This is a genomic window from Geodermatophilus sp. URMC 60 (genome assembly GCF_053502585.1).
In genome coordinates this window covers 4,580,155-4,598,445 of record NZ_CP199958.1, presented here as the reverse complement: position 1 = coordinate 4,598,445, position 18,291 = coordinate 4,580,155, and the positions used below count along the sequence as shown (strand labels likewise).

The following is an 18,291-nucleotide window of genomic DNA, read 5'->3' as shown; positions in this document are numbered from 1 at the left end:
CTCCCGGTCCAGCGGAGGAAGGACGGCGAAGGGCCGCCGCCGGTCGAGGTCCGGGCGTGGTCTTCGAGCGGCCTTGCTCATCGTGGTGCTGGTCACCGCCGGCGTGGTGGTCGCGTGGCCGGCGGCTGAGAAGCACCTGTCCGCCGTGCCGTACCTGGACTCGATCATCGCCGCAGTGACGCGGCCGTCCACGCCTGCCTGGCCGCTGACCGGGGTCCCGGCCGATGCGGTCGCCGACCGCCCGGCGCTCGCGGTGAAGATCGAGAACTCCGTCGACGCCCGCCCGCAGACCGGGCTGGGCGCCGCGGACGTGGTGTGGGAGCAGGTCGTCGAGGGCGGGATCACCCGGTTCGTCGCCGTCTACCACTCCGACCTCCCGCCCGAGATCGGCCCGGTGCGGTCCATCCGGCCGATGGACCCCGCGATCGCCGCGCCGCTGGGCGGGCTGCTCGCGTTCTCCGGTGGCGTGCCGACCTACGTCACCGCCGCCCAGGACGCGGGACTGCAGGCGCTCAGCCAGGACTCCGGGGCCGACGGCTTTCACCGGACGACGACCCGCGCGGCGCCGCACAACGTCTACGCGGTGCCGCAGACCCTCGTCGACCAGGCCGACGCCGACCATCGAGCCCCACCCGGTGCCCAGTTCGACCACCCCGCGGCCGGCGAGCAACCCACCGCCGTCGCCGCGGGGCAACCGACGACCACCCTGGAGTTGACGTTGTCCGGGGTCAGCCACCCACGGTGGAGTTGGAACGCCGCGGACGGCCGCTGGTTGCGCAGCGAGGGGAGCACCCCGTTTGTCGAGGCGGATGGCCGGCGGATCGGCGCCACCAACGTCGTCGTCCTGCGTGTCGACGTCGTCGCGACCGAGGCCCGCGATCCGGCCGGCAACCCCGTCCCGGAGACCATCCTGACCGGCACCGGCCGGGCCCTCGTCGCCTCCGGCGGGCACGCGGTCGAGGCCACCTGGTCCAAGCCGGGGACCGGCGACCGGGTGAGGCTGACCGGAGCGGACGGCGCCCCGGTGACGCTTACGCCCGGGACCACCTGGATCAAGCTGGTCCCCAACAGCGGCGGTGCAGTCGCCACCGGTTGACCACGGACGGACGACGACGTGGGACGGGCACCCGGCTGCGTCGTCCCCTGAAGCAGACGGCGTCACCGTGACTACGATGTAGTCATGGGTAGTCCCCGCTCTGTACGCCTGTCGGATGACGTCCTCCGCCGACTCGCGGACCTCGCCGGACGGCGCGGCGCCTCGGTCTCGTCGACAATCGAGCGGCTGCTCGACGAGGCGCTGCGCCGGGAGGCCCATCCGGCGATCACCTTCCGCGACGGCCCGAGTGGCCGGCGGGCCGGTCTGGTAGGTGGTCCGGACGTCGACGAGGTGATCCGGACCCTCCGTGGGGTCCAGGAGGAGCGTCACGAGGACGTCGTCGCTGCGGTCGCCGAGATGACATCGCTGCCCGAGGCGCAGGTGCGGGCGGCCGTCGCCTACTACGCCGACCACCGGGACGAGGTCGACGCGAGGATCGCCGCCAACGACCGGGCCGCCGAGGAACTGGAGGCGGCCTGGCGCCGTCAGCAGGAGGTCCTGGCCGGTCCGAACCGGTGAAGCTCCTGCTCGACGAGATGTACCCGCGGCGACTCGCGGAGCAGCTACGTGCGGAGGGGCACGACGTCGTCGCCGTCGTCGAACTGCCCGACCTCGTCGGCCGGGAGGATGCCGAGGTGGTGCGTTGGGCCCGCCAGCACGGCCGCGTCGTCGTCACCGAGAACGTCGTCGACTACGCGCCTCTGGACGTCGACGAGCACGCCGGCCTGCTGCTGGTCAACGCGCGTCGCTGGCCGCGCACCTCGAGCGGCCTGCCGCGGTTGCTCACAGCCCTCCGCTCCTGGCTCGACGCGCGAGCCGGTGGAGACGACAGCAGCGAGCGGGGCACCGGCCTCGTCCAGTGGCTCCAGGAGCCTCATGGGAGATGACGTCAGCCGGCCAGCGCCGTCCCCTGGAAGACCTGCTCGCGGTGCCAGGCCACGTGTCGCTCGGCCGGCAGGGGGTGTGGACACCTTCCTCGCGGCTGTGCCACCGTGATTGCACCGTTCCGCGAAGGCGGTGTGCCCGGATGCCGTACCCGTTCGACCGCATCGACCGGCCCACGACCGCGACGGTCCTGCCGGCCGCGCCGCGACCGAGTTCCGCGAGCCCGTGGCCGGCCACGTGCGCCCCGGGCCAGGCGGGGGCCCCTCCCGCGACGCTGATCGAACGAGCCCGCTGATCCCGGCGCTCCCACCCCGACAGAGGAGAAGAGGCGCATGAACGGCGTTCACGATCTCGGGGGGACCGACGGCCTCGGCCCCGTCCAGGTGGAGCAGGACGAGCCGGTCTGGCACGCCGACTGGGAGAAGGCGGTCTTCGCGATGTTCCCGACGAACGCCGCGCAGGGCTACTTCGGGGTCGACGAGTTCCGCTACGGCATCGAGCAGATGCCGGCCGCCGAGTACCTGCTCTCGCCCTACTACGAGCACTGGGCGCACACCATCGAGCACTACGCGGTCAAGGCCGGGGCCGTCGATCCGGAGGAGCTCGAGAAGCGCACGAAGTACTACCTGGAGCACCCCGACGCGCAGGTCCCCGAGCGCACGGATCCCGACCTCGTCGCGGCGATGGAGACGCTCGTCCGCCAGGGCGCTCCCGCTCGCCGCGACTCCGACCGGCCCGCGCGGTTCGCCGTCGGCGACCGGGTCCGCGTGGCCGACGACAGCCCGTTCGGCCACACCCGCCGGGCGCGCTACACCCGGGGCAGGACGGGCGTCATCACCAAGGCGCACGGCCCCTTCATCTACCCCGACAGCGCCGGCAACGGCCGAGGCGACGACCCGCAGCACGTCTACACCGTCCTGTTCCGCGCCGCCGATCTGTGGGGCGAGGAGGTGGCCGACCCGAACGCGACCGTGACCTTCGACGTGTGGGAGCCCTACCTCGAGGCCGCCTGACCGGCCCCCGACCCACCCCGCCAGCCGCTGAGGAGAACCCGGATGTCCACCACCGAGAGCCCGCAGACCCCGCTCCCGGTCCCCAAGCCCGCGCAGCGCTCCGAGGAGGAGATCGCCGCCCGCGTGAAGGCGCTCGAGTCCCTGCTCGTCGAGAAGGGGGTCATGACGACCGACGCGGTGGACCGCCTCGCCGAGATCTACGAGAACGAGGTGGGCCCGCACCTCGGCGCGAAGGTGGTCGCCAGGGCCTGGACCGACCCGGCCTTCAAGGAGCGCCTCCTCGCCGACGCCAGCGCCGCGTGCGCCGAGCTGGGCATCGGCGGCCTGCAGGGCGAGGACATGATCGCCGTCGAGAACACCGACACCGTGCACCACGTCATCGTCTGCACGCTCTGCTCCTGCTACCCCTGGCCGGTGCTCGGGCTGCCGCCGAACTGGTACAAGGCCCCGCCCTACCGCGCCCGGATGGTCCGCGCGCCGCGCCAGGTCCTGCGGGAGGACTTCGGCCTCGACATCCCCGAGTCGGTCGAGATCCGGGTGTGGGACTCCAGTGCCGAGCTGCGCTACTTCGTGCTGCCCCAGCGGCCGGAGGGGACCGAGGACCTCGGCGAGGAGGAGCTCGCCGCGCTGGTCACCCGCGACTCGATGATCGGCGTGGGGCAGCCGCTGCACCCGGGGTCGTCGCGCCGATGACCGCTCCGGACGACCGCGAGGCCGCCCGGCGGCGGGTCGAGCACCTGCTCCTGGAGCTGCCGCACCAGGAGCGGATCCGGCCGGACGACGAGGTCGCCTTCGAGACCGCCTGGGAGATCCGCGCCTTCGCGCTCGCGCTGGCCGCCCACCAGAGCGGCCAGTACGACTGGCCACGGTTCCAGCAGGCGCTCATCGCCGCGATCCGCTCCTGGGAGGACGCCGGCACCGGTGAGGAGTGGCGCTACTACGACCGGTGGCTGGAGGCGCTGGAGACCCTGCTCGCCGACACCGGCGTGCTCGACCCGGCGGAGCTGGACGAGCGGACCCGCGCCGTGCTGACCACGCCGCGCAACGCCCACCACCAGCGGGCGCGGCGCGAGCCGGTGGCCGTCGACAGCGCTCGTCGATGAGCGCCTCGGACGGCGGGCCGAGCGGCCGACGCGCCGTCCTGGTCGACGGACCGGACGCCGACGAGCGGATCGCCGCCGACGACCGGGCCGCCGGAGAGCTCGGAGCCGCCTCGCGATGGTGACGGCCCACACAGCGCCGGTCGGACGCCGTGCGAGCATCCGGGAGTGGCCGCCGCGCACCGCCTGCTGATCGCCAACCGCGGGGAGATCGCCGTCCGCATCGCGCGGGCCGCCGCGGCCGAGGGGATGACGTCGGTCGCGGTCGCGGCCACCGACGAGCCCGGCGCGCCGCACCTCGCCGCTGCCGACGAGCGCATCGAGCTGCCCGGCACCGGCCCCGCCGCGCACCTGGACGTCGACGCAGTGGTCGACGCCGCGAGGACGACGGGCTGCGGCCTGCTGCACCCCGGTTACGGCTTCCTCTCCGAGAACCCGGCCCTCGCCCGCGCGTGCGCCGACGCCGGGGTCACCTTCGTCGGCCCGCCGCCGGGCACCCTCGACCTGTTCGGCGACAAGGTCCGCTCCCGCGCGCTCGCCGAGGCCGCCGGCATCCCCGTCCTCCGCGGCACCGGAGCGGGCGCCGGCCCCGACGAGATCGCGGCACTGCTCGACGACACCGGTGCCGTCCTGCTCAAGGCCCGCGCCGGCGGCGGAGGCCGAGGCACCCGCCTCCTCCGGCGGGGCGACGACGTGGCAGCCGCCCTCGCGCGGACCTCCGCCGAGGCAGAGACGGCCTTCGGCGACGGCGCCGTCTTCGCCGAGGCCTACCTCGACCGCGCCCGGCACGTCGAGGTGCAGGTCCTCGGCGATGCCGACGGGAACACGGTCGTCCTCGGCGACCGCGACTGCTCCCTGCAGCGGCACCGCCAGAAGATCGTCGAGATCGCGCCCGCCCCCGGCCTGCCCGAGCACACCCGCCGGCGGCTGCACGAGGCCGCCGCCGTCCTCGCCCGCGAGGGCGGCGTGCACGGGCTGGCCACGGTCGAGTTCCTCGTCGCCGCCGACGACCCCGAACACTTCGTGTTCCTCGAGTGCAACCCGCGGCTGCAGGTCGAGCACACCGTCACCGAGGAGACGCTCGGCCTCGACCTCGTCCGTCTCCAGCTGCGCGTCGCCACCGGCGGCACCCTGGCCGACCTCGGCCTCGCCGACGGCCCGCCGCGAACCGTCGGGTGGGCGGTCCAGGCCCGCGTCAACGCCGAGACCATGACGCCCGACGGCGCCGTCGTCCCGTCCGCCGGCACGATCACCGCGCTCACCCTCCCCGGCGGCCCGGGTGTCCGCGTCGACACCGCGGCCCGGCAGGGTGCCGAGCAGAGCGCGCGCTACGACCCGCTGCTGGCGAAGGTCGTCGTCTCCGAGCGCGACCTCGCCGGCGCCCTGCGGAAGGCCGGCCGCGCACTGGCCGAGCTCGACGTCCGCGGCGTCGCCACCAACACCACCTTCCTCCGCGCGCTGCTCGCCCACCCGGAGGTCGAGCGCGCCACCACCGCGTTCGTCGACGAGCGCACCGCCGAGCTGGTCGCCGCCGCGGGGCAGCAGGGCTCCGCGCCGGCACCTGAGGAGCCGCTCGACCCCGACGAGGACGCGCTGCGCGCGCCGGTCCCCGGCACGGTCGTCGCGATCGAGGCGGCGGCCGGGACGGCGGTCGAGCCTCGCGGCGTGGTCGTCGTCCTCGAGGCGATGAAGATGGAGCACGTCGTCGCCCTGCCGGCCGGCGGCGTCGTCAGGGACGTCACCGTGCGGGTCGGCGACACCGTCCGCCAGGGTCAGCTGCTGGCCACCGTCGAGCACGCCGACGGTGCGGAGGACGCAGTCGCCGAGGCACGGGACCTGGACGCCGAGCGGGCCGACCTCGCGGAGGTGCGGAGACGGCACGCGCAGGGCCTCGACGAGCACCGTCCCGAGGCGGTTCAGCGCAGGCACGCCCAGGGACGGCGCACCGCGCGGGAGAACCTCGCCGACCTCGTCGACCCGGGCAGCTTCCTCGAGTACGGCCCACTGGTCATCGCCGCGCAGGAGCGCCGCCGCAGCCGGGAGGAGCTCGAGCGGACCACCCCGGCCGACGGCGTCATCGGCGGCCTCGCCGACATCGGCGGCGCCCCGGCCGTCGTCGTCTCCTACGACTACACCGTCCTGGCCGGCACCCAGGGCATGCGCGGCCACCTCAAGAAGGACCGCCTCTTCGAGCTCGCCGAGGCCCGCCGGCTGCCGGTCGTGCTCTTCGCCGAGGGCGGCGGCGGCCGCCCCGGGGACGTCGACCTGCCGATCGTCTCCGCGCTCGACACCGCGGCGTTCACCCTGTTCGGCCGGCTGTCGGGTCTGGTGCCGACGGTCGGCATCGCGTCCGGCCGCTGCTTCGCCGGCAACGCCGCGCTGCTGGGCACCTGCGACGTCGTCATCGCCACCGACGACGCGAACATCGGCATGGGTGGCCCGGCGATGATCGAGGGCGGCGGGCTCGGCGTCGTGGCGCCGGAGGAGATCGGCCCGGTCGACGTCCAGCACGCCAACGGCGTCGTCGACATCCGCGTCGCCGACGACGCCGCGGCCGTCGCCGCGGCGAAGCAGTACCTCTCCTACTTTCAGGGCCCGGCCGAGGACTGGACCGCACCCGACCCGCGGCCGGCCCGCCACCTGGTCCCCGAGAACCGCAAGCGGGCCTACGACATGCGCGCCGTGGTGCGCGCCCTGTGCGACGAGGGGTCGGTGCTCGAGCTCCGCGACGGATGGGGCGCTGGGATGATCACCGCCCTGACGCGGGTCGAGGGCGCTCCGATCGGCGTCCTCGCCAACGTGCCGGCCCACCTCGGCGGGGCCATCGACGCCGACGCCGCCGACAAGGCCGCCCGCTTCCTGCAGCTGTGCGACGCGCACCGGCTGCCCGTCGTCTCGCTCTGCGACACCCCCGGCTTCATGGTCGGCCCCGAGTCGGAGAAGACCGCGACGGTGCGGCACTTCTCCCGGCTGTTCGTCATCGGCGCGAACCTGTCGGTGCCGATCGGCACGGTCGTCGTCCGCAAGGCCTACGGGCTGGGCGCGCAGGCGATGGCCGGCGGCAGCATGAAGGTGCCGCGTTTTGCCGTCGGCTGGCCGACCAGCGAGTTCGGGCCGATGGGCCTGGAGGGCGCCGTCCGGCTGGGCATGCGCCGCGAGCTCGCCGCGATCGAGGACGCCGCCGAGCGGCGGGCCGCCTACGAGGCCGCCGTCGCCGCCTCCTACGAGAAGGGCCGCGGGCTCAACGTCGCCGCGCACTGGGAGATCGACGACGTCATCGACCCGGCCGACACCCGCCGCTGGATCGCCACGCTCACCCGCGAGGTCGCGGACATGCCGCGCCCTCCCGGGCGGATACGACCGAACGTCGACACCTGGTGACCACGACGTCGGCTTCCCGACTGCGGACCGGGCGTCAGGTCGTCCACGATGGGTCGGATCCCAGGACGTCGTAGCGCCGGCGCCTGGCGACAGTCATCAGCGGTTGATGTAGCTCCCCGGAGCCGGCCTGTGGGTCGTCCACGCCTCACAGCGGTTCTCGGGTGGGTCGTGGAGTCGGGTGGTGCCCGGGGTGTGGGCGTACCCGGGAACGCGCCGTGCGGAGGCGACGCCGCCGGACGGCCGGCCCACGCCGCTCACCCCTCTCCCCGGTCGAGCACGGCAGGACCGCCGACGAGGCCGCGGGGTGCAGTACCTCCGTGGAAGCTCCACCCCTGCTCACAGGTGGAAGCAGGGGTGGAGCTTCCACGGAGGGTGCTCGACAGCCGTGCCTCGGGACGCAGTCCGCATCGGTGGGCCAGAGCTGGCGCCGGGCGAGCAAGGCTCCGATCGGATGCCGCCGGCCGACTCGCACAACGCGGTCACCCCGACCCCGCCGACCGACGCAAGCGCTGTCGGTCGGCCCCGCGTCAGGCAGTGGCTGACGCCTCCGCGGGATCGCTCACTGTCGGGTGCGGCCGCGCCGATCTCCTCGTCCGGGTCATCACGGCCGTCATGGAGAAATCGCCACGTCGACGACGGGCTCAGGGGCGGCCGCTGGTCCTGCCGCAACCAGAGTGACCGTCTCGCTGATCGAGACAGTCGGGCAGACCTCCCCGACGCAGTACTGGGCGTAGACGTCGATGGTCGCCGGCAGGGGCAGGAACACCCGTAACGCCCCGACGGAGGTCGCGGTCCAGGCGGAGGGGATGCTGGAGCACTGCACGGCTGCGTCGACGGAGAAGAAGTCGCGCGCGATGTCCATGCCCTGAATCTGTGCGACGCTGCCGAAGACCCCCGCCTCGACCGGGGTGTCGCAGGTCACCGTGCCGCTGAGCACCACGGTCCCGGGTGCGCTGCCGATCTCTGCTGAGTCGAGCGTCACCGCGAGGGGCTGGACCTGGGCGCCGGCGGGGGATGCGGCGAGAGCGGACGGTGCGGCGAGCGTCGTCGCGACGACGCCGCACAGCACGAGGGCGACCCGGGCCAGAGCCGGACCACGGCGGGTTGTTGCTGACGACATCACTGCCTCCGAACGGGCACACGAGTGAGGCAGCGGCACGACGTCCATCCCCGGGGTGCGTGGGCGCTCGATGACCTCGTCGTGCCGTGCACCGCGTCCGCGGACGCGGCGAGCGGCAGGGTCCTCGCGGCTGACTCGCCGCGTCAATCTCACTGCTGACCGACCCATCAGGCGTCGATTGCGCCGTGATCCACGGCCATGCGTCGTCGACGGAGGGTCACTCCTGGGGGGAACGGTGTCATCCCCCGGTGCTTTCGGGCCCAGGAGGGAGGTTCAGCTCGCGGCCGTGGCCGTCCGGCTCATCAATCCCCGGGGACGACGACGGCGCGGCCGCGGACCGCCCCCTCGTGCAGCCGGCGGTAGGCCTCGGGCGCCTCGTCCAACGAGTACTTCTCGACCTCGACGTGCACCGCGCCGGCCCGCGCGAGGTCGAGCACCTCCATGAGCTCCGTCCGGGTGCCCCAGTACGGCGCGCGCACCGACGCCCCCATCGGGGTGGAGAAGAAGCCGGTCGGCAGCAGCCCGCCGCCGATCCCGACGATCTGGATCACGCCGTCCAGGGCCACCGACTTCCGCGCGATCTCCACGGTCGGCGCGGCACCGACGAAGTCGAACACCGCCTGCGCGCCCACCCCGCCGGTCAGCGACCGGATCGCCTCGATCGCCGACGGGTCCGACCGCAGCACGGAGTGCGCTCCCACCTCCGAGGCCAGCGCCAGCTTGTCCTCGCTGATGTCCAGCGCCACCACGGTGGCGCCGGTGACCGCGCGCAGCACCTGGATGCCCACGTGCCCCAGCCCGCCGGAGCCGATCACCACGGCGGTGCTCCCCGCGGGCAGCGCGTCGAGGCTGGAGACGATCGCGTGGTACGGCGTCAGCCCGGCGTCGGTGAGCGAGACGCACTCCACCGGGTCGAGGTCGCCGAGCGGGACCAGGTGCCGGACGTCGTCCACGATCATGTACTCGGCCAGCGCGCCCGGGGAGCCCAGCCCCGGTGGCTGGATGCCCAGCGACGCCGCCCGCGGGCAGTAGTTCTCCGCACCCTGCGCGCACGCGTGGCACAGCCCGCACCCCCAGGGGCCGTAGACGGCGACCGCGTCGCCCACCGCGACGCCGGTGACGCCATCGCCGAGCGCGTCGACGACCCCGGCGCCCTCGTGCCCGAGCGTCAACGGCAGCCCGTAGGCGTAGTGCTCGGCGGGCAGGTCCATGACGAACCAGTCGGAGTGGCACAGCCCGGCGGCGGTCACCCGCAGCCGGATCTGCCCGGGTCCCGGTTCCGGGGTGGGGACCTCCACCACCTCGGGTCCGCCACCGATGGTCCGGTACTGCACTGCGCGCACGGGGTGTCCTCTCGCCGGTAGGCAGGTCGACGTCCCCACTACACCGGTAGCCGCTCAGGCGTGCACCTCGGACGTCATGCCGTCCCGGCGCATCTGCGCACGCTGCATCCGGCCGTCCGCATGACCGGTGACGGTGCAGGATGCGGGAACAGCCGGGGGAAGGGTTCGGAACCGGACCGCTGCTGAGGACCCCCGGACGCACCGGCCCTGCCCCTACCCTCGCGTGGGTGCGACCCCATCGCGCGGTTCCTGCCCCACGGCGCCGACGCCGGTGGGAGGTGGCCATAGCAACCGCCGCCGCGGCCCTGGGCGCGAGCAGCCTGGTGGCCCTGGCGACGGCGGACGGCGAGCGCCCGACGAGCGCTGCCCCGGCCGCTGCGGCGACGACCAGCAGTGCGGCCCCGATGCCGGCGTCGCCGTCGGTGCCGTCCCCCGCCGAGGAGTCGGTGCCGGCCCCGCCGCAGACGGTCGACGGCCTCATCGCGGACCTGACCGCGCGACCCGAGGCTGCCGGACCGGCCGGCCCGCTGCTGCGGGACGGGCTGCAGGGTCTCGCGTCCGGGGACGAGGGCGTGCGCCAGCTGTCGGCCCTGCAGGTGCTGTCGGTCGTGATCAGCGGTGAGGCGCTCGACCCCCGGTACGCCACCGCCAGCCGGCTGGCCCTGTTCCGCACGATGACCGGCCAGGCCCCGGCGCCCGCTCCGCCGGACGGACCCCCGTCGTGCCTCGAGACCCGTCCCGGGACGCCACCCCCGGTGGTGCAGGGATACGCGCGTCAGATCGTCGACCAGCTCCCCGCCTGGCAGGCCGACGGCTTCCCGGCCGACGAGACCGCGCGCCTGCGGGAGCTGATCACCCCCGTGGTGGCGGGGCAGGCGACCCTCGACCTCCGCCCGTGCCCGGGCCGGTGACCCCACCCCCCGGACGGCGAGCGCCCCGCGCCCCGGGGTCACGGGGGCGCGGGGCGCTCGGGTCGCGGCAGGTCAGGCGGGCGTCCGGCTCAACCAGCCGGCAGCGGCGATGCCCAGGCCGAAGATCACGGTGCCGGGGATGATCCCCCAGCCCTCGACGGGCATCGCCCCGCCCAGCACCCCGCCGACCGGCAGCGCGAGCAGGGACACCGCCACCGGCGCGGGCAGCAGCCGGGAGCGCAGCGCCCCGAGCGCGATGAGCAGCGGACCGAGGAGCGTGGCGGTGCCGGCGAGCGCGGAGAACCACAGGGTCGCCTGCTCGACCGTGACGAAGCCGTGGTGCATGGCCGGCGCGACGTAGGCCTCCGTGTAGCCGCCGACCGGGATGAGCACCAGCCCGACCCAGAGCACCGCCAGGCCGACCGTGGCGACCCGCGAGCGGGCGAGGCGTGCGGCCAGCGCGCCCGCCCCGGCGGCGATGAGCACCGCACCGGCGCCGAAGGTCACGTGCGCGGCCACCCAGGTCGCCGCCTGGTGGGCCTCCTCGTTGTGCTCCAGCGGGTGCAGGGCGTTGCCGGCGGCGAACAGCACACCCCCGGCGGTGACGGCCAACCCCCGCAGGGACAGGGACGGCCGGTGGTCGGGGACGGTGGCAGCCGGGGTGGTGGAGGTGGGGACGGCGGTGGCGGTCAAGGCGTGTCCTCGTGGTGAGTCGTGGTCCGGGGAACCCGGTCGGCGAGAACCGTGGCCGGTCGCGCTTCCCGCTCGCTTGCAACGGCTCTGCAAGCGGCCGGTAAGTGCCCTGCGCGAGCGTCCGCGGCGACCGCCCCACCGCCCGGAGGAACCCGATGACCAGCACCGACCGCATCCGCGTCCACCCCCGCGCCGACGGCGACCCCGTGCCCGACGTCCTGGGCATGCGCCTCGCGCACCGCGCGACGCTGCGCGACGCCCTCCGGCTCACCGGCCTCGCCGAGCGGCTCGCCGCCGCGCCGGCGACCGGGAGCAAGCACGTCGACGCCGTCGTGGGGTACGTCCGCGACTGGGCCGACTCGGTGCACCACCACCACAGCGCCGAGGACGACGTCCTGTGGCCGGTGCTCGCCGCCTCCGCCGGGCCGCACGTCGACCTCACCGAGCTGTCCGACGACCACGCCGCCCTCGACCCGGCGCTGGACCGCCTGCGCGCCGCCGCCGACGCCTTCCGCGCCCGGCCCGGTGAGGACACCGCTACCACCCTCGCCGTCGAGCTGGCCGAGCTGCGCGACACCCTCACCGAGCACATCGGCGACGAGGAGGCCTCGGTCCTCCCGGTGATCGAGCGCCACGTCTCCGTCGCCGACTGGGCCGCGGTGGAGGCCCGCATCCGCACGCGGGCGCGGCTGTCCTTCGAGGCGCCGCGGGTGCTGGCCGTCGCGACGGAGGAGGAGCGCGCGACGATCGAGCGCGAGGGCGGCCTGCTGCTGCGGCTGCTGCTCGCCGTCCTGATCCCGCCGTTCCGGCGCCGGGAGAAGGCGGTCTTCGGCGGGTAGGAGGAGCGGGCGGTCGGCTCCGCGGACCCGTCGGCGGGCCGTGCCGCTGGCGTCCAGCAGGAAGCCGGCGAGGACGTCGACGTCCGGTCCCGGGTTGAGGGCGTCCCCCGATCGGTCTACCGTCGGAGCCGAACCGGATAGACCTATCCGATTCCGGCACACCGTGGGGAGCTCCCATGACCACCGTCCTGCTCGCCGGCGCCAGTGGCGACCTCGGCGCCCGCACCACGCGCGCCCTCGTCGGGCGGGGTGCCGCCGTCCGCGCCCTGACCCGGCCCGGCGCCGACCCCGGGAGGACCGTCCGGCTGGAGGAGCTCGGCGCCAGCGTCGTCGAGGCCGACTACGACGACCCCGTGGCCCTGTGCCGCGCGGCCGACGGTGCCGACGTCGTCGTCTCGACGGTGAACGGGGTACGCGACGTGATGGTCGGCGCCCAGACCCGGTTGCTGGAGGCCGCGGTCGCGGCCGGGGTCCCGCGGTTCATCCCGTCGGACTTCTCCGCCGACTACCGCCGCGTGGCCCCCGGCTCCAACCGCAACTTCGAGCTCCGCCGGGACTTCGCCCGCGTGCTCGACCGCGCTCCCATCCGGGCCACCTCGGTGCTCATCGGCGCCTTCGCCGACATGCTCACCGGCCAGGCGCCGCTGGTGCTGTTCGACAGGGGCCGGGTGCTCTACTGGCGCGACGCCGACCAGCGGCTGGACTTCACCACGAAGGACGACACCGCCGCCTTCACCGCCGACGCCGCTCTCGACCCGGACACCCCGCGCTACCTGGAGGTCGCCGGTGACTCGGTGTCCGCCCGCGACCTGGCCGGCGTCATGACCGGGCTCACCGGCCGCCGGTTCCGGCCGACCTGGGCCGGCGGGACGGGACTGCTCAGCGCGGCTGCACGGGCCGGCCGGGCGCTGTCCCGCGACACCGGGGAGCCCTTCCCCGCCTGGCAGGGCGTCCAGTACCTGCACAGCATGTTCAGCGGCGTGGCCACGCTCGGGCCGGAGCTCGACAACGACCGGTACGGCCCGCGCGGGTGGACGTCGGTCTGCGAGGTGCTCGCCGGTCGGTGACCGCTCGCCGCCCGTACCCTGCGGCCGTGGACGCAGCGGGACCGACCGGGGCCGGCGGGCCGCTGCGGCAGGACGCCGCGCGCAACCGGGCGCGCATCCTGGCCGCCGCCCGCCGGCTGTTCGCGGAGACCGGCCGGCCGGTCACCCACAACGAGGTCGCGCACGCAGCCGACGTCGGCGTCGGCACGGTGTACCGCCGGTTCCCCCGTCGGGAGGACCTGCTCCAGGCGCTGTTCGAGGACCAGGTGGGCGAGGTCGTCGGGCTGGCCGAGGCCGCCCTGGCCGAACCCGACCCGGCGGCAGCGCTGCGCGGCCTCCTGGAGCGGGTGGTCGAGCTCCAGGCGGCCGACCGAGGGTTGCAGGAGTACATGCTCGGACCGTCGGGCCGGTCGAGGGCGGGCGCGGCCACCGAGCGCATTGCCCCGGTGGTCGCCGAGCTGCTGTCCCGGGCGCAGGAGCGCGGTCAGGTGCGCGCTGACGTCACCGTCCTCGACGTCGCGCTCGTCCCGGTCATGGTCGCCGGGGTCGTGGAGCGGGCGCGCGGGATCGCCCCCGGGGTGTGGCGACGGGTGCTCCGGCTGGCCTTGGACGGTCTCCGGCCGGCCGAGGAGCCGCTCCCGGGCCGGCCGCTGCGGCCGGAGCAGTTCGAGCGCGTGATGAGCAACGTCCGCCGCTGATCCGGGGGCGCGGAGGGGACCTCAGCTCAGAGAGCGGCCAGCTGCGCGGCCAGCTCCCGTCGCACCGAGTCGGCGCAGCGCCGGGCGGCGGCCGCGGCGTCGGTCTCCCCGAGGGCCTCGGCGACCGCGGCCAGCGCGTCGTCGACCGGGCCGACCACCAGCGTGCCGGAGTCCAGCCCGCCGATCCGCCCGGCCCACGGCAGCAGCTCCTCGCGCGCCTGCCGCGCCGTCGCCAGGTCACCCAGCCGCGTCGCGGCGTGCGCCCGCAGCGTCGTGGTGGCCAGCCAGTAGAAGTCCCGGCTGACCGGACGGCGCAGCTGCCACGCCGCGCGCGCCTCGTCGTCCCGCCCGGCGTCCAGCAACCCGAGGACGACGGCGTCGGTGAGCGCGCCCGGCATCACCGAGTGCAGCCAGGCGAGCTCACCGGCGACCGGAGCGAGGTCCCCGCGGGCGAACCCGGCCACGAACCGGCCGATCAGCGCCATCAGCGCCCCGTTGGTCGCCCCGGTCTCGGCCAGGTGGGCCGCGACCTGCTCGTAGCGGGCCTGCCCCTCGTCGTGCCGGCCCGCGAGCACCAGCAGCGCGCCGTCGAAGACCTGCAACGTGCCGAGCACGTGGCCGAGCTGACCGCCGTCGGCCAGCGTGACCGCCGTGTCGACGTGCCGGCGGGCCGCGACGAGATCGGTGCGCCCCGCGGCGGAGAGGAACAGCAACCAGTGCGCCACCGCCCGGTGGTCGGTGTACCCGGCCGCGGCCGCGCGCGTCCGCAGCTCCTCGGCCAGCGGCTCCCGCTGCGCGACCAGGTCCGGGCCGAGCGCGGCGAACGCCCGCACGTTGAGCGCCGCGCAGAGCAGCCGGGCCGCGTCCGGACCGGTGGCGGCCCGGGCCAGCTCCAGCGCCCGCGCGCTCGCGGCATCGGCCCGCGCGTCGTCGACGCCCTCCACCTCGCGGAACAGCGCGACCAGCAGCCGGCAGCGCACGTCGTCGGGCAGACCGTCCCCGGCCGGGGTCTCCAGCAGCTCCAGCAGCGGGTCGAGCAGCACGGGGTCCTGCGCGCCGCCTTCGCGCACCGTCCACACCAGCGGCGCATCCCAGGCGGCCAGGGCGTCGGCGAGCAGGTCGTGCCGGTCCAGCCGCCGCGCGGTGCGGACGGCGTCCCGCTGCTGGTCGCGGGCGGCGACCGCGTCCCCGGCGCGGGCGTGCGCGGAGATCGACGGCAGCAGCACCGCCAGCTCCTCCCCGCCGCCGCGCCGACCGGCCAGCTCCAGCATCCGCAGCGCCGACGCCCACTGCCGGGCCTCCTCCGCCGCCGCACCCAGCCGGGCGGCCTCCCGCGCCGCGGCGACGACGTAGGGGACGGCGTCGAGGGCGGTGCGCGGGCCTGCGGCGGCCACGGCGTGGTGGGCCAGCGTCGCGGCGTCCACCCCGCCCTGCTCGCCCAGCACCGCCAGCGCGGTGGCGTGCACCCGGGCGCGGCGCAGCAGCGGGGTGTCCTCGTAGAGCACGTCGCGCACCAGGGCGTGGGTGAAGCGGACCCGCCCGGGAGCCGGCTCGTCGAGCAGGCCGGCCAGCACCGCGGTCTCCAGGGCGTCCAGCAGCTCGTCGGCGTCCCGCCCGGCCACGGCCGCGAGCACGTCGACGTCGGCCTCCCGGCCCAGCACCGCGGCCTGGCGCAGCGCCGTCACCGCCGTCCCGGGCAGCCGCTCGACGCGGCGGCGCAGCACGTCGCGCAACCCGGCCGGCACAGCGGTGCGCGCCGCTCCCCGCCCCTCGGCCACCAGCAGGCGGGTGAGCTCGCGGACGAACAGCGGGTTGCCGTCGGTGCGCTCGCGCAGCAACGCGAGCTCCGCGGGCCCGGCGTCCTCCAGCCCGGACTGCCGGGCCAGGACGGCGATGCCGTCGTCGTCCAGCCCCCGCAGCTCCAGGTGCCGTGCCGCGGTCGAGGCCAGCGCCGCGCGGGTGGCGGCCAGCGCCTCGCCGGCCTCGGCGTCCCGGTAGGTCGCCAGCACCAGCAGCCGGCAGTCGGCCAGGGAGTCCACGACCTGGCGCAGCAGTTGCAGGGTCAGCTCGTCGGCGCGGTGGACGTCGTCGAGCACGACGAGCAGCGGCTGCTCCCGAGCAGCGTCGCGGAGCCGGTCGGCGACCGCCCGCGCCAGCCAGAAGGCGGTGCCCTCCTCGAGGGGAGCGGCACCCAGGGCGCGGGTGATCTCGGTCCACGGCCAGGCCGGGGGAGCGCCGTCCACCTCGGGGCAGCGACCCTCGACTCCCCGCCAGCCGTCCTCGAGCAGCCGTGCCGCGGCGGCCTCGACCAGCGTGGTCTTGCCCGCGCCGGCCTCGCCGGCGATCCACACGACGCGGGCACCCTCGGCGGCCAGGTCGACCAGCCGGCGCAGCTCGGCGGTGCGCCCGAGCGACGGCGGGGGAGGCGGCGCCGGGACCGCCGGCAGCGGCGCACTGCGCGGCCCGGGCAGGTCCAGCGCCGGCACCTGCCCGAGGATCGCCGTCTCCAGGTCGCGGAGGCCGGAGCCCGGGTCGATGCCGAGCTCCTCGGCCAGGTGCTCCCGGGCCCGGCGCAGCACGGACAGCGCGTCGCCCTGCCGGCCGCTGCGGTAGAGCGCCAGGGCGAGCAGGCGCACGGCCTCCTCGCGCTCGGGGTGCTCGTGCAGGTGGCGCTCCAGCTCGGGGACGACGGCCGCCGCCCGCCCGAGCGCCAGGTCGGCGTCGGCGCGCAGCTCCACCGCGACCAGCCGCAGCTCCTCCAGCCGCGCGACCTCGGGCGCGGCCCAGGAGGCGTCGGCCGACCCGGCGCAGGCCGGACCCGACCAGCAGGCGAGCGCCTGCTCCAGCAGCCGGCGGCGGTCGGCGACGTCGTCGGTGGCGTGCGCTCGGGCGACGAGATCCTCGAACCGCCAGGCGTCGACGGCCTCGCGAGGTAAGTGCAGTCGGTAGCCCGGCGCCGCGCTGACGACCACGGTCGCCCCCGACCGTCGTCCACCGGCCGGCTCCAGAGCCCGGCGCAGGCGGGAGACGTGCACCTGCAGGGCCGCCAGGGCCTTGGGCGGGGGCTCGCCGTCCCACAGGTCCTCGACCAGCCGGTCGGTCGGGACGACGTGCCCGCCGGCGAGCACCAGGCGGGCGAGCACCGACCGCTGCCGCGGACCGCCCAGCGCCGCCGGCTGCCCGGCGACCGTGGCCTGCACGGGTCCGAGGACGGACACCTCGACGGACGGGACCTGCGGGGAAGGGAGGTCGGGAACGCGCTCAGCCATGGCGCGGAGAAGGTAACCGGGCAAGTTGACGGCGGGGGTGGATCTCGACGTGTCGGGGGATCGCCTCGTGGTCAGCCGTGACCGTAGGGCCCGCTCCTGATGTACAGGCTGACCTGGCCGGTCCGCGAGGCGTACGGGCTCGACGTGCCGGCGGAGGTGCGTGCCGAGTCGACGAGCAGCGGGTCAGCGAGGAGTGGGGAGGTCCTCGAGATCGAAGGCGGCATGCAGAGCCGCGGTGAGGGCCACCTCCTGCTCCGGGTGCAGTCTGCCGATCTGCCGACCGAGCGCCGACTTGGGCACGGTGACGACGTTGTCGCAGCTGACGACGCTCGGATGGTCGAGGCCGTTGCCCGGGCCGACGGGCACCTCTGTCGAGAGGCCGCGGATGGTGCTGGTGATGGGCGCGACGGTGACCCGCGAAAGATACGGGCGCACCAGTTCGCGGGTCAGCACCAGAACGGGGCGGGTCTTGTCCAGGTGAGCGAGATGGATCGGACGCATCAGTCGAGGTCGTCGAGCGGTGTCCGGGCGGCGTGCTCGGCGAGTCCGTCGAGGTCGTCGTCCTCGGCGGCAGCGGCCAGTATGGCGGCGTCGCGAGCCGCGAGCTCACGACGCCGCTCGCGCTGGAGTGCCTGACTGACGACCGCAGCGCGCGACGGAGCGCGGCCGTCGGAGACCAGTCGGTCGATGAACTCCACCAGCTCCTCGGGGAGCCGGACGGCGATCTGCGTGCTCATCCAGCAATGGTACCGCTGTGGGATGCACAGTGCTACCACGCTGGTGGCACATCGCTGCCGGAGCTGTCGACCTGGCCGGGCCCGAGCCGGTGCAACCCATAGACGCGTGTGGGTCGTCGAGGCGTGCTCGCGCACCGGGCTGGACCGGGCGACCGGTGCG

The 18,291-nt window shown here is 75.4% G+C and carries 18 protein-coding genes; 12 read left to right on the top strand and 6 right to left on the bottom strand.

Annotated elements, in window-relative coordinates; translation table 11 throughout:
- The first annotated feature begins 82 nt into the window (after positions 1-82).
- The 8 genes from ACWIX3_RS21695 (at position 83) to ACWIX3_RS21660 (ending at position 7,475) form a co-directional block, all read left to right on the top strand.
- Complete coding sequence (locus ACWIX3_RS21695; protein ID WP_448612495.1) at positions 83-1,096, top strand: DUF3048 domain-containing protein; 1,014 nt, start codon at positions 83-85, stop codon at positions 1,094-1,096.
- Between the two features lie 84 nt (positions 1,097-1,180).
- A complete protein-coding gene (locus tag ACWIX3_RS21690) occupies positions 1,181-1,615 on the top strand; it encodes a ribbon-helix-helix protein, CopG family (protein WP_448609420.1) in 435 nt (144 codons plus the stop codon).
- Positions 1,612-1,983, top strand: coding sequence for a DUF5615 family PIN-like protein (locus tag ACWIX3_RS21685; RefSeq protein WP_448609419.1), 372 nt, complete (start codon positions 1,612-1,614; stop codon positions 1,981-1,983). Before ACWIX3_RS21690 ends, ACWIX3_RS21685 begins: the two co-directional genes overlap by 4 nt.
- Before the next feature lie 330 nt (positions 1,984-2,313).
- The gene (gene nthB / locus ACWIX3_RS21680; protein ID WP_448609418.1) at positions 2,314-2,994 is read left to right on the top strand and encodes a nitrile hydratase subunit beta; all 681 of its coding nucleotides are present in this window, start codon (positions 2,314-2,316) and stop codon (positions 2,992-2,994) included.
- Between the two features lie 42 nt (positions 2,995-3,036).
- On the top strand, positions 3,037-3,687 hold the full coding sequence (nthA, locus tag ACWIX3_RS21675) for a nitrile hydratase subunit alpha (protein ID WP_448609417.1): 651 nt from the start codon (positions 3,037-3,039) through the stop codon (positions 3,685-3,687).
- Complete coding sequence (locus ACWIX3_RS21670) at positions 3,684-4,097, top strand: nitrile hydratase accessory protein (RefSeq protein WP_448609416.1); 414 nt, start codon at positions 3,684-3,686, stop codon at positions 4,095-4,097. Before nthA ends, ACWIX3_RS21670 begins: the two co-directional genes overlap by 4 nt.
- Positions 4,094-4,219, top strand: coding sequence for a hypothetical protein (locus tag ACWIX3_RS21665; protein ID WP_448609415.1), 126 nt, complete (start codon positions 4,094-4,096; stop codon positions 4,217-4,219). The genes ACWIX3_RS21670 and ACWIX3_RS21665 overlap by 4 nt, the downstream gene beginning before the upstream one ends.
- A 43-nt stretch (positions 4,220-4,262) precedes the next feature.
- On the top strand, positions 4,263-7,475 hold the full coding sequence (locus tag ACWIX3_RS21660; protein WP_448609414.1) for a carboxyl transferase domain-containing protein: 3,213 nt from the start codon (positions 4,263-4,265) through the stop codon (positions 7,473-7,475).
- A gap of 610 nt (positions 7,476-8,085) precedes the next feature.
- Here the strand turns inward: ACWIX3_RS21660 and ACWIX3_RS21655 are convergent.
- A complete protein-coding gene (locus ACWIX3_RS21655; protein WP_448609413.1) occupies positions 8,086-8,595 on the bottom strand; it encodes a hypothetical protein in 510 nt (169 codons plus the stop codon).
- Between the two features lie 302 nt (positions 8,596-8,897).
- Complete coding sequence (locus tag ACWIX3_RS21650) at positions 8,898-9,938, bottom strand: NAD(P)-dependent alcohol dehydrogenase (protein WP_448609412.1); 1,041 nt, start codon at positions 9,936-9,938, stop codon at positions 8,898-8,900.
- 278 nt (positions 9,939-10,216) lie between these two features.
- Here ACWIX3_RS21650 and ACWIX3_RS21645 point away from each other — a divergent pair, with 278 nt between their 5' ends.
- A complete protein-coding gene (locus ACWIX3_RS21645) occupies positions 10,217-10,849 on the top strand; it encodes a hypothetical protein (RefSeq protein WP_448609411.1) in 633 nt (210 codons plus the stop codon).
- 72 nt (positions 10,850-10,921) lie between these two features.
- Here ACWIX3_RS21645 and ACWIX3_RS21640 read toward each other — a convergent pair whose 3' ends face one another.
- On the bottom strand, positions 10,922-11,542 hold the full coding sequence (locus ACWIX3_RS21640; protein WP_448609410.1) for a hypothetical protein: 621 nt from the start codon (positions 11,540-11,542) through the stop codon (positions 10,922-10,924).
- A 155-nt stretch (positions 11,543-11,697) separates the two neighbouring features.
- Between ACWIX3_RS21640 and ACWIX3_RS21635 the strand changes: the two genes are divergently transcribed.
- The 3 genes from ACWIX3_RS21635 to ACWIX3_RS21625 all read left to right on the top strand — a co-directional run bounded on the left by ACWIX3_RS21635 (position 11,698) and on the right by ACWIX3_RS21625 (position 14,125).
- Positions 11,698-12,381, top strand: coding sequence for a hemerythrin domain-containing protein (locus tag ACWIX3_RS21635; protein WP_448609409.1), 684 nt, complete (start codon positions 11,698-11,700; stop codon positions 12,379-12,381).
- Positions 12,382-12,557: 176 nt separating this feature from the next.
- Positions 12,558-13,448, top strand: a complete 891-nt coding sequence (locus ACWIX3_RS21630) for an NmrA family NAD(P)-binding protein (protein ID WP_448609408.1) — start codon at positions 12,558-12,560, stop codon at positions 13,446-13,448.
- 26 nt (positions 13,449-13,474) lie between these two features.
- Positions 13,475-14,125, top strand: a complete 651-nt coding sequence (locus ACWIX3_RS21625; protein ID WP_448609407.1) for a TetR/AcrR family transcriptional regulator — start codon at positions 13,475-13,477, stop codon at positions 14,123-14,125.
- A 26-nt stretch (positions 14,126-14,151) separates the two neighbouring features.
- Here ACWIX3_RS21625 and ACWIX3_RS21620 read toward each other — a convergent pair whose 3' ends face one another.
- The 3 genes from ACWIX3_RS21620 to ACWIX3_RS21610 form a co-directional block, all read right to left on the bottom strand.
- Positions 14,152-17,394 (bottom strand): BTAD domain-containing putative transcriptional regulator, encoded by a 3,243-nt coding sequence (locus ACWIX3_RS21620; protein ID WP_448609406.1) that lies wholly within the window; start codon positions 17,392-17,394, stop codon positions 14,152-14,154.
- A 183-nt stretch (positions 17,395-17,577) separates the two neighbouring features.
- Entirely contained in the window at positions 17,578-17,895 is a 318-nt protein-coding gene (locus ACWIX3_RS21615; protein WP_448609405.1) for a type II toxin-antitoxin system PemK/MazF family toxin, read from the bottom strand.
- Positions 17,895-18,131 carry a ribbon-helix-helix domain-containing protein gene (locus ACWIX3_RS21610; protein ID WP_448609404.1) on the bottom strand — a complete coding sequence of 79 codons (237 nt, stop codon included), beginning with the start codon at positions 18,129-18,131 and terminating at the stop codon, positions 17,895-17,897. The genes ACWIX3_RS21615 and ACWIX3_RS21610 overlap by 1 nt, the downstream gene beginning before the upstream one ends.
- Between the last annotated feature and the right edge of the window lie 160 nt (positions 18,132-18,291).

Excerpts from the sequence above, each read along its gene's own strand:
- ACWIX3_RS21690 (WP_448609420.1), top strand. The coding sequence starts at position 1,181 with ATGGGTAGTCCCCGCTCTGTACGCCTGTCGGATGACGTCCTCCGCCGA.
- nthB (WP_448609418.1), top strand. The coding sequence starts at position 2,314 with ATGAACGGCGTTCACGATCTCGGGGGGACCGACGGCCTCGGCCCCGTC.
- nthA (WP_448609417.1), top strand. The coding sequence starts at position 3,037 with ATGTCCACCACCGAGAGCCCGCAGACCCCGCTCCCGGTCCCCAAGCCC.
- ACWIX3_RS21670 (WP_448609416.1), top strand. The coding sequence starts at position 3,684 with ATGACCGCTCCGGACGACCGCGAGGCCGCCCGGCGGCGGGTCGAGCAC.
- ACWIX3_RS21665 (WP_448609415.1), top strand. The coding sequence starts at position 4,094 with ATGAGCGCCTCGGACGGCGGGCCGAGCGGCCGACGCGCCGTCCTGGTC.
- ACWIX3_RS21655 (WP_448609413.1), bottom strand. The coding sequence starts at position 8,595 with ATGTCGTCAGCAACAACCCGCCGTGGTCCGGCTCTGGCCCGGGTCGCC.
- ACWIX3_RS21635 (WP_448609409.1), top strand. The coding sequence starts at position 11,698 with ATGACCAGCACCGACCGCATCCGCGTCCACCCCCGCGCCGACGGCGAC.
- ACWIX3_RS21630 (WP_448609408.1), top strand. The coding sequence starts at position 12,558 with ATGACCACCGTCCTGCTCGCCGGCGCCAGTGGCGACCTCGGCGCCCGC.
- ACWIX3_RS21620 (WP_448609406.1), bottom strand. The coding sequence starts at position 17,394 with ATGGCTGAGCGCGTTCCCGACCTCCCTTCCCCGCAGGTCCCGTCCGTC.
- ACWIX3_RS21615 (WP_448609405.1), bottom strand. The coding sequence starts at position 17,895 with ATGCGTCCGATCCATCTCGCTCACCTGGACAAGACCCGCCCCGTTCTG.
- ACWIX3_RS21610 (WP_448609404.1), bottom strand. The coding sequence starts at position 18,131 with ATGAGCACGCAGATCGCCGTCCGGCTCCCCGAGGAGCTGGTGGAGTTC.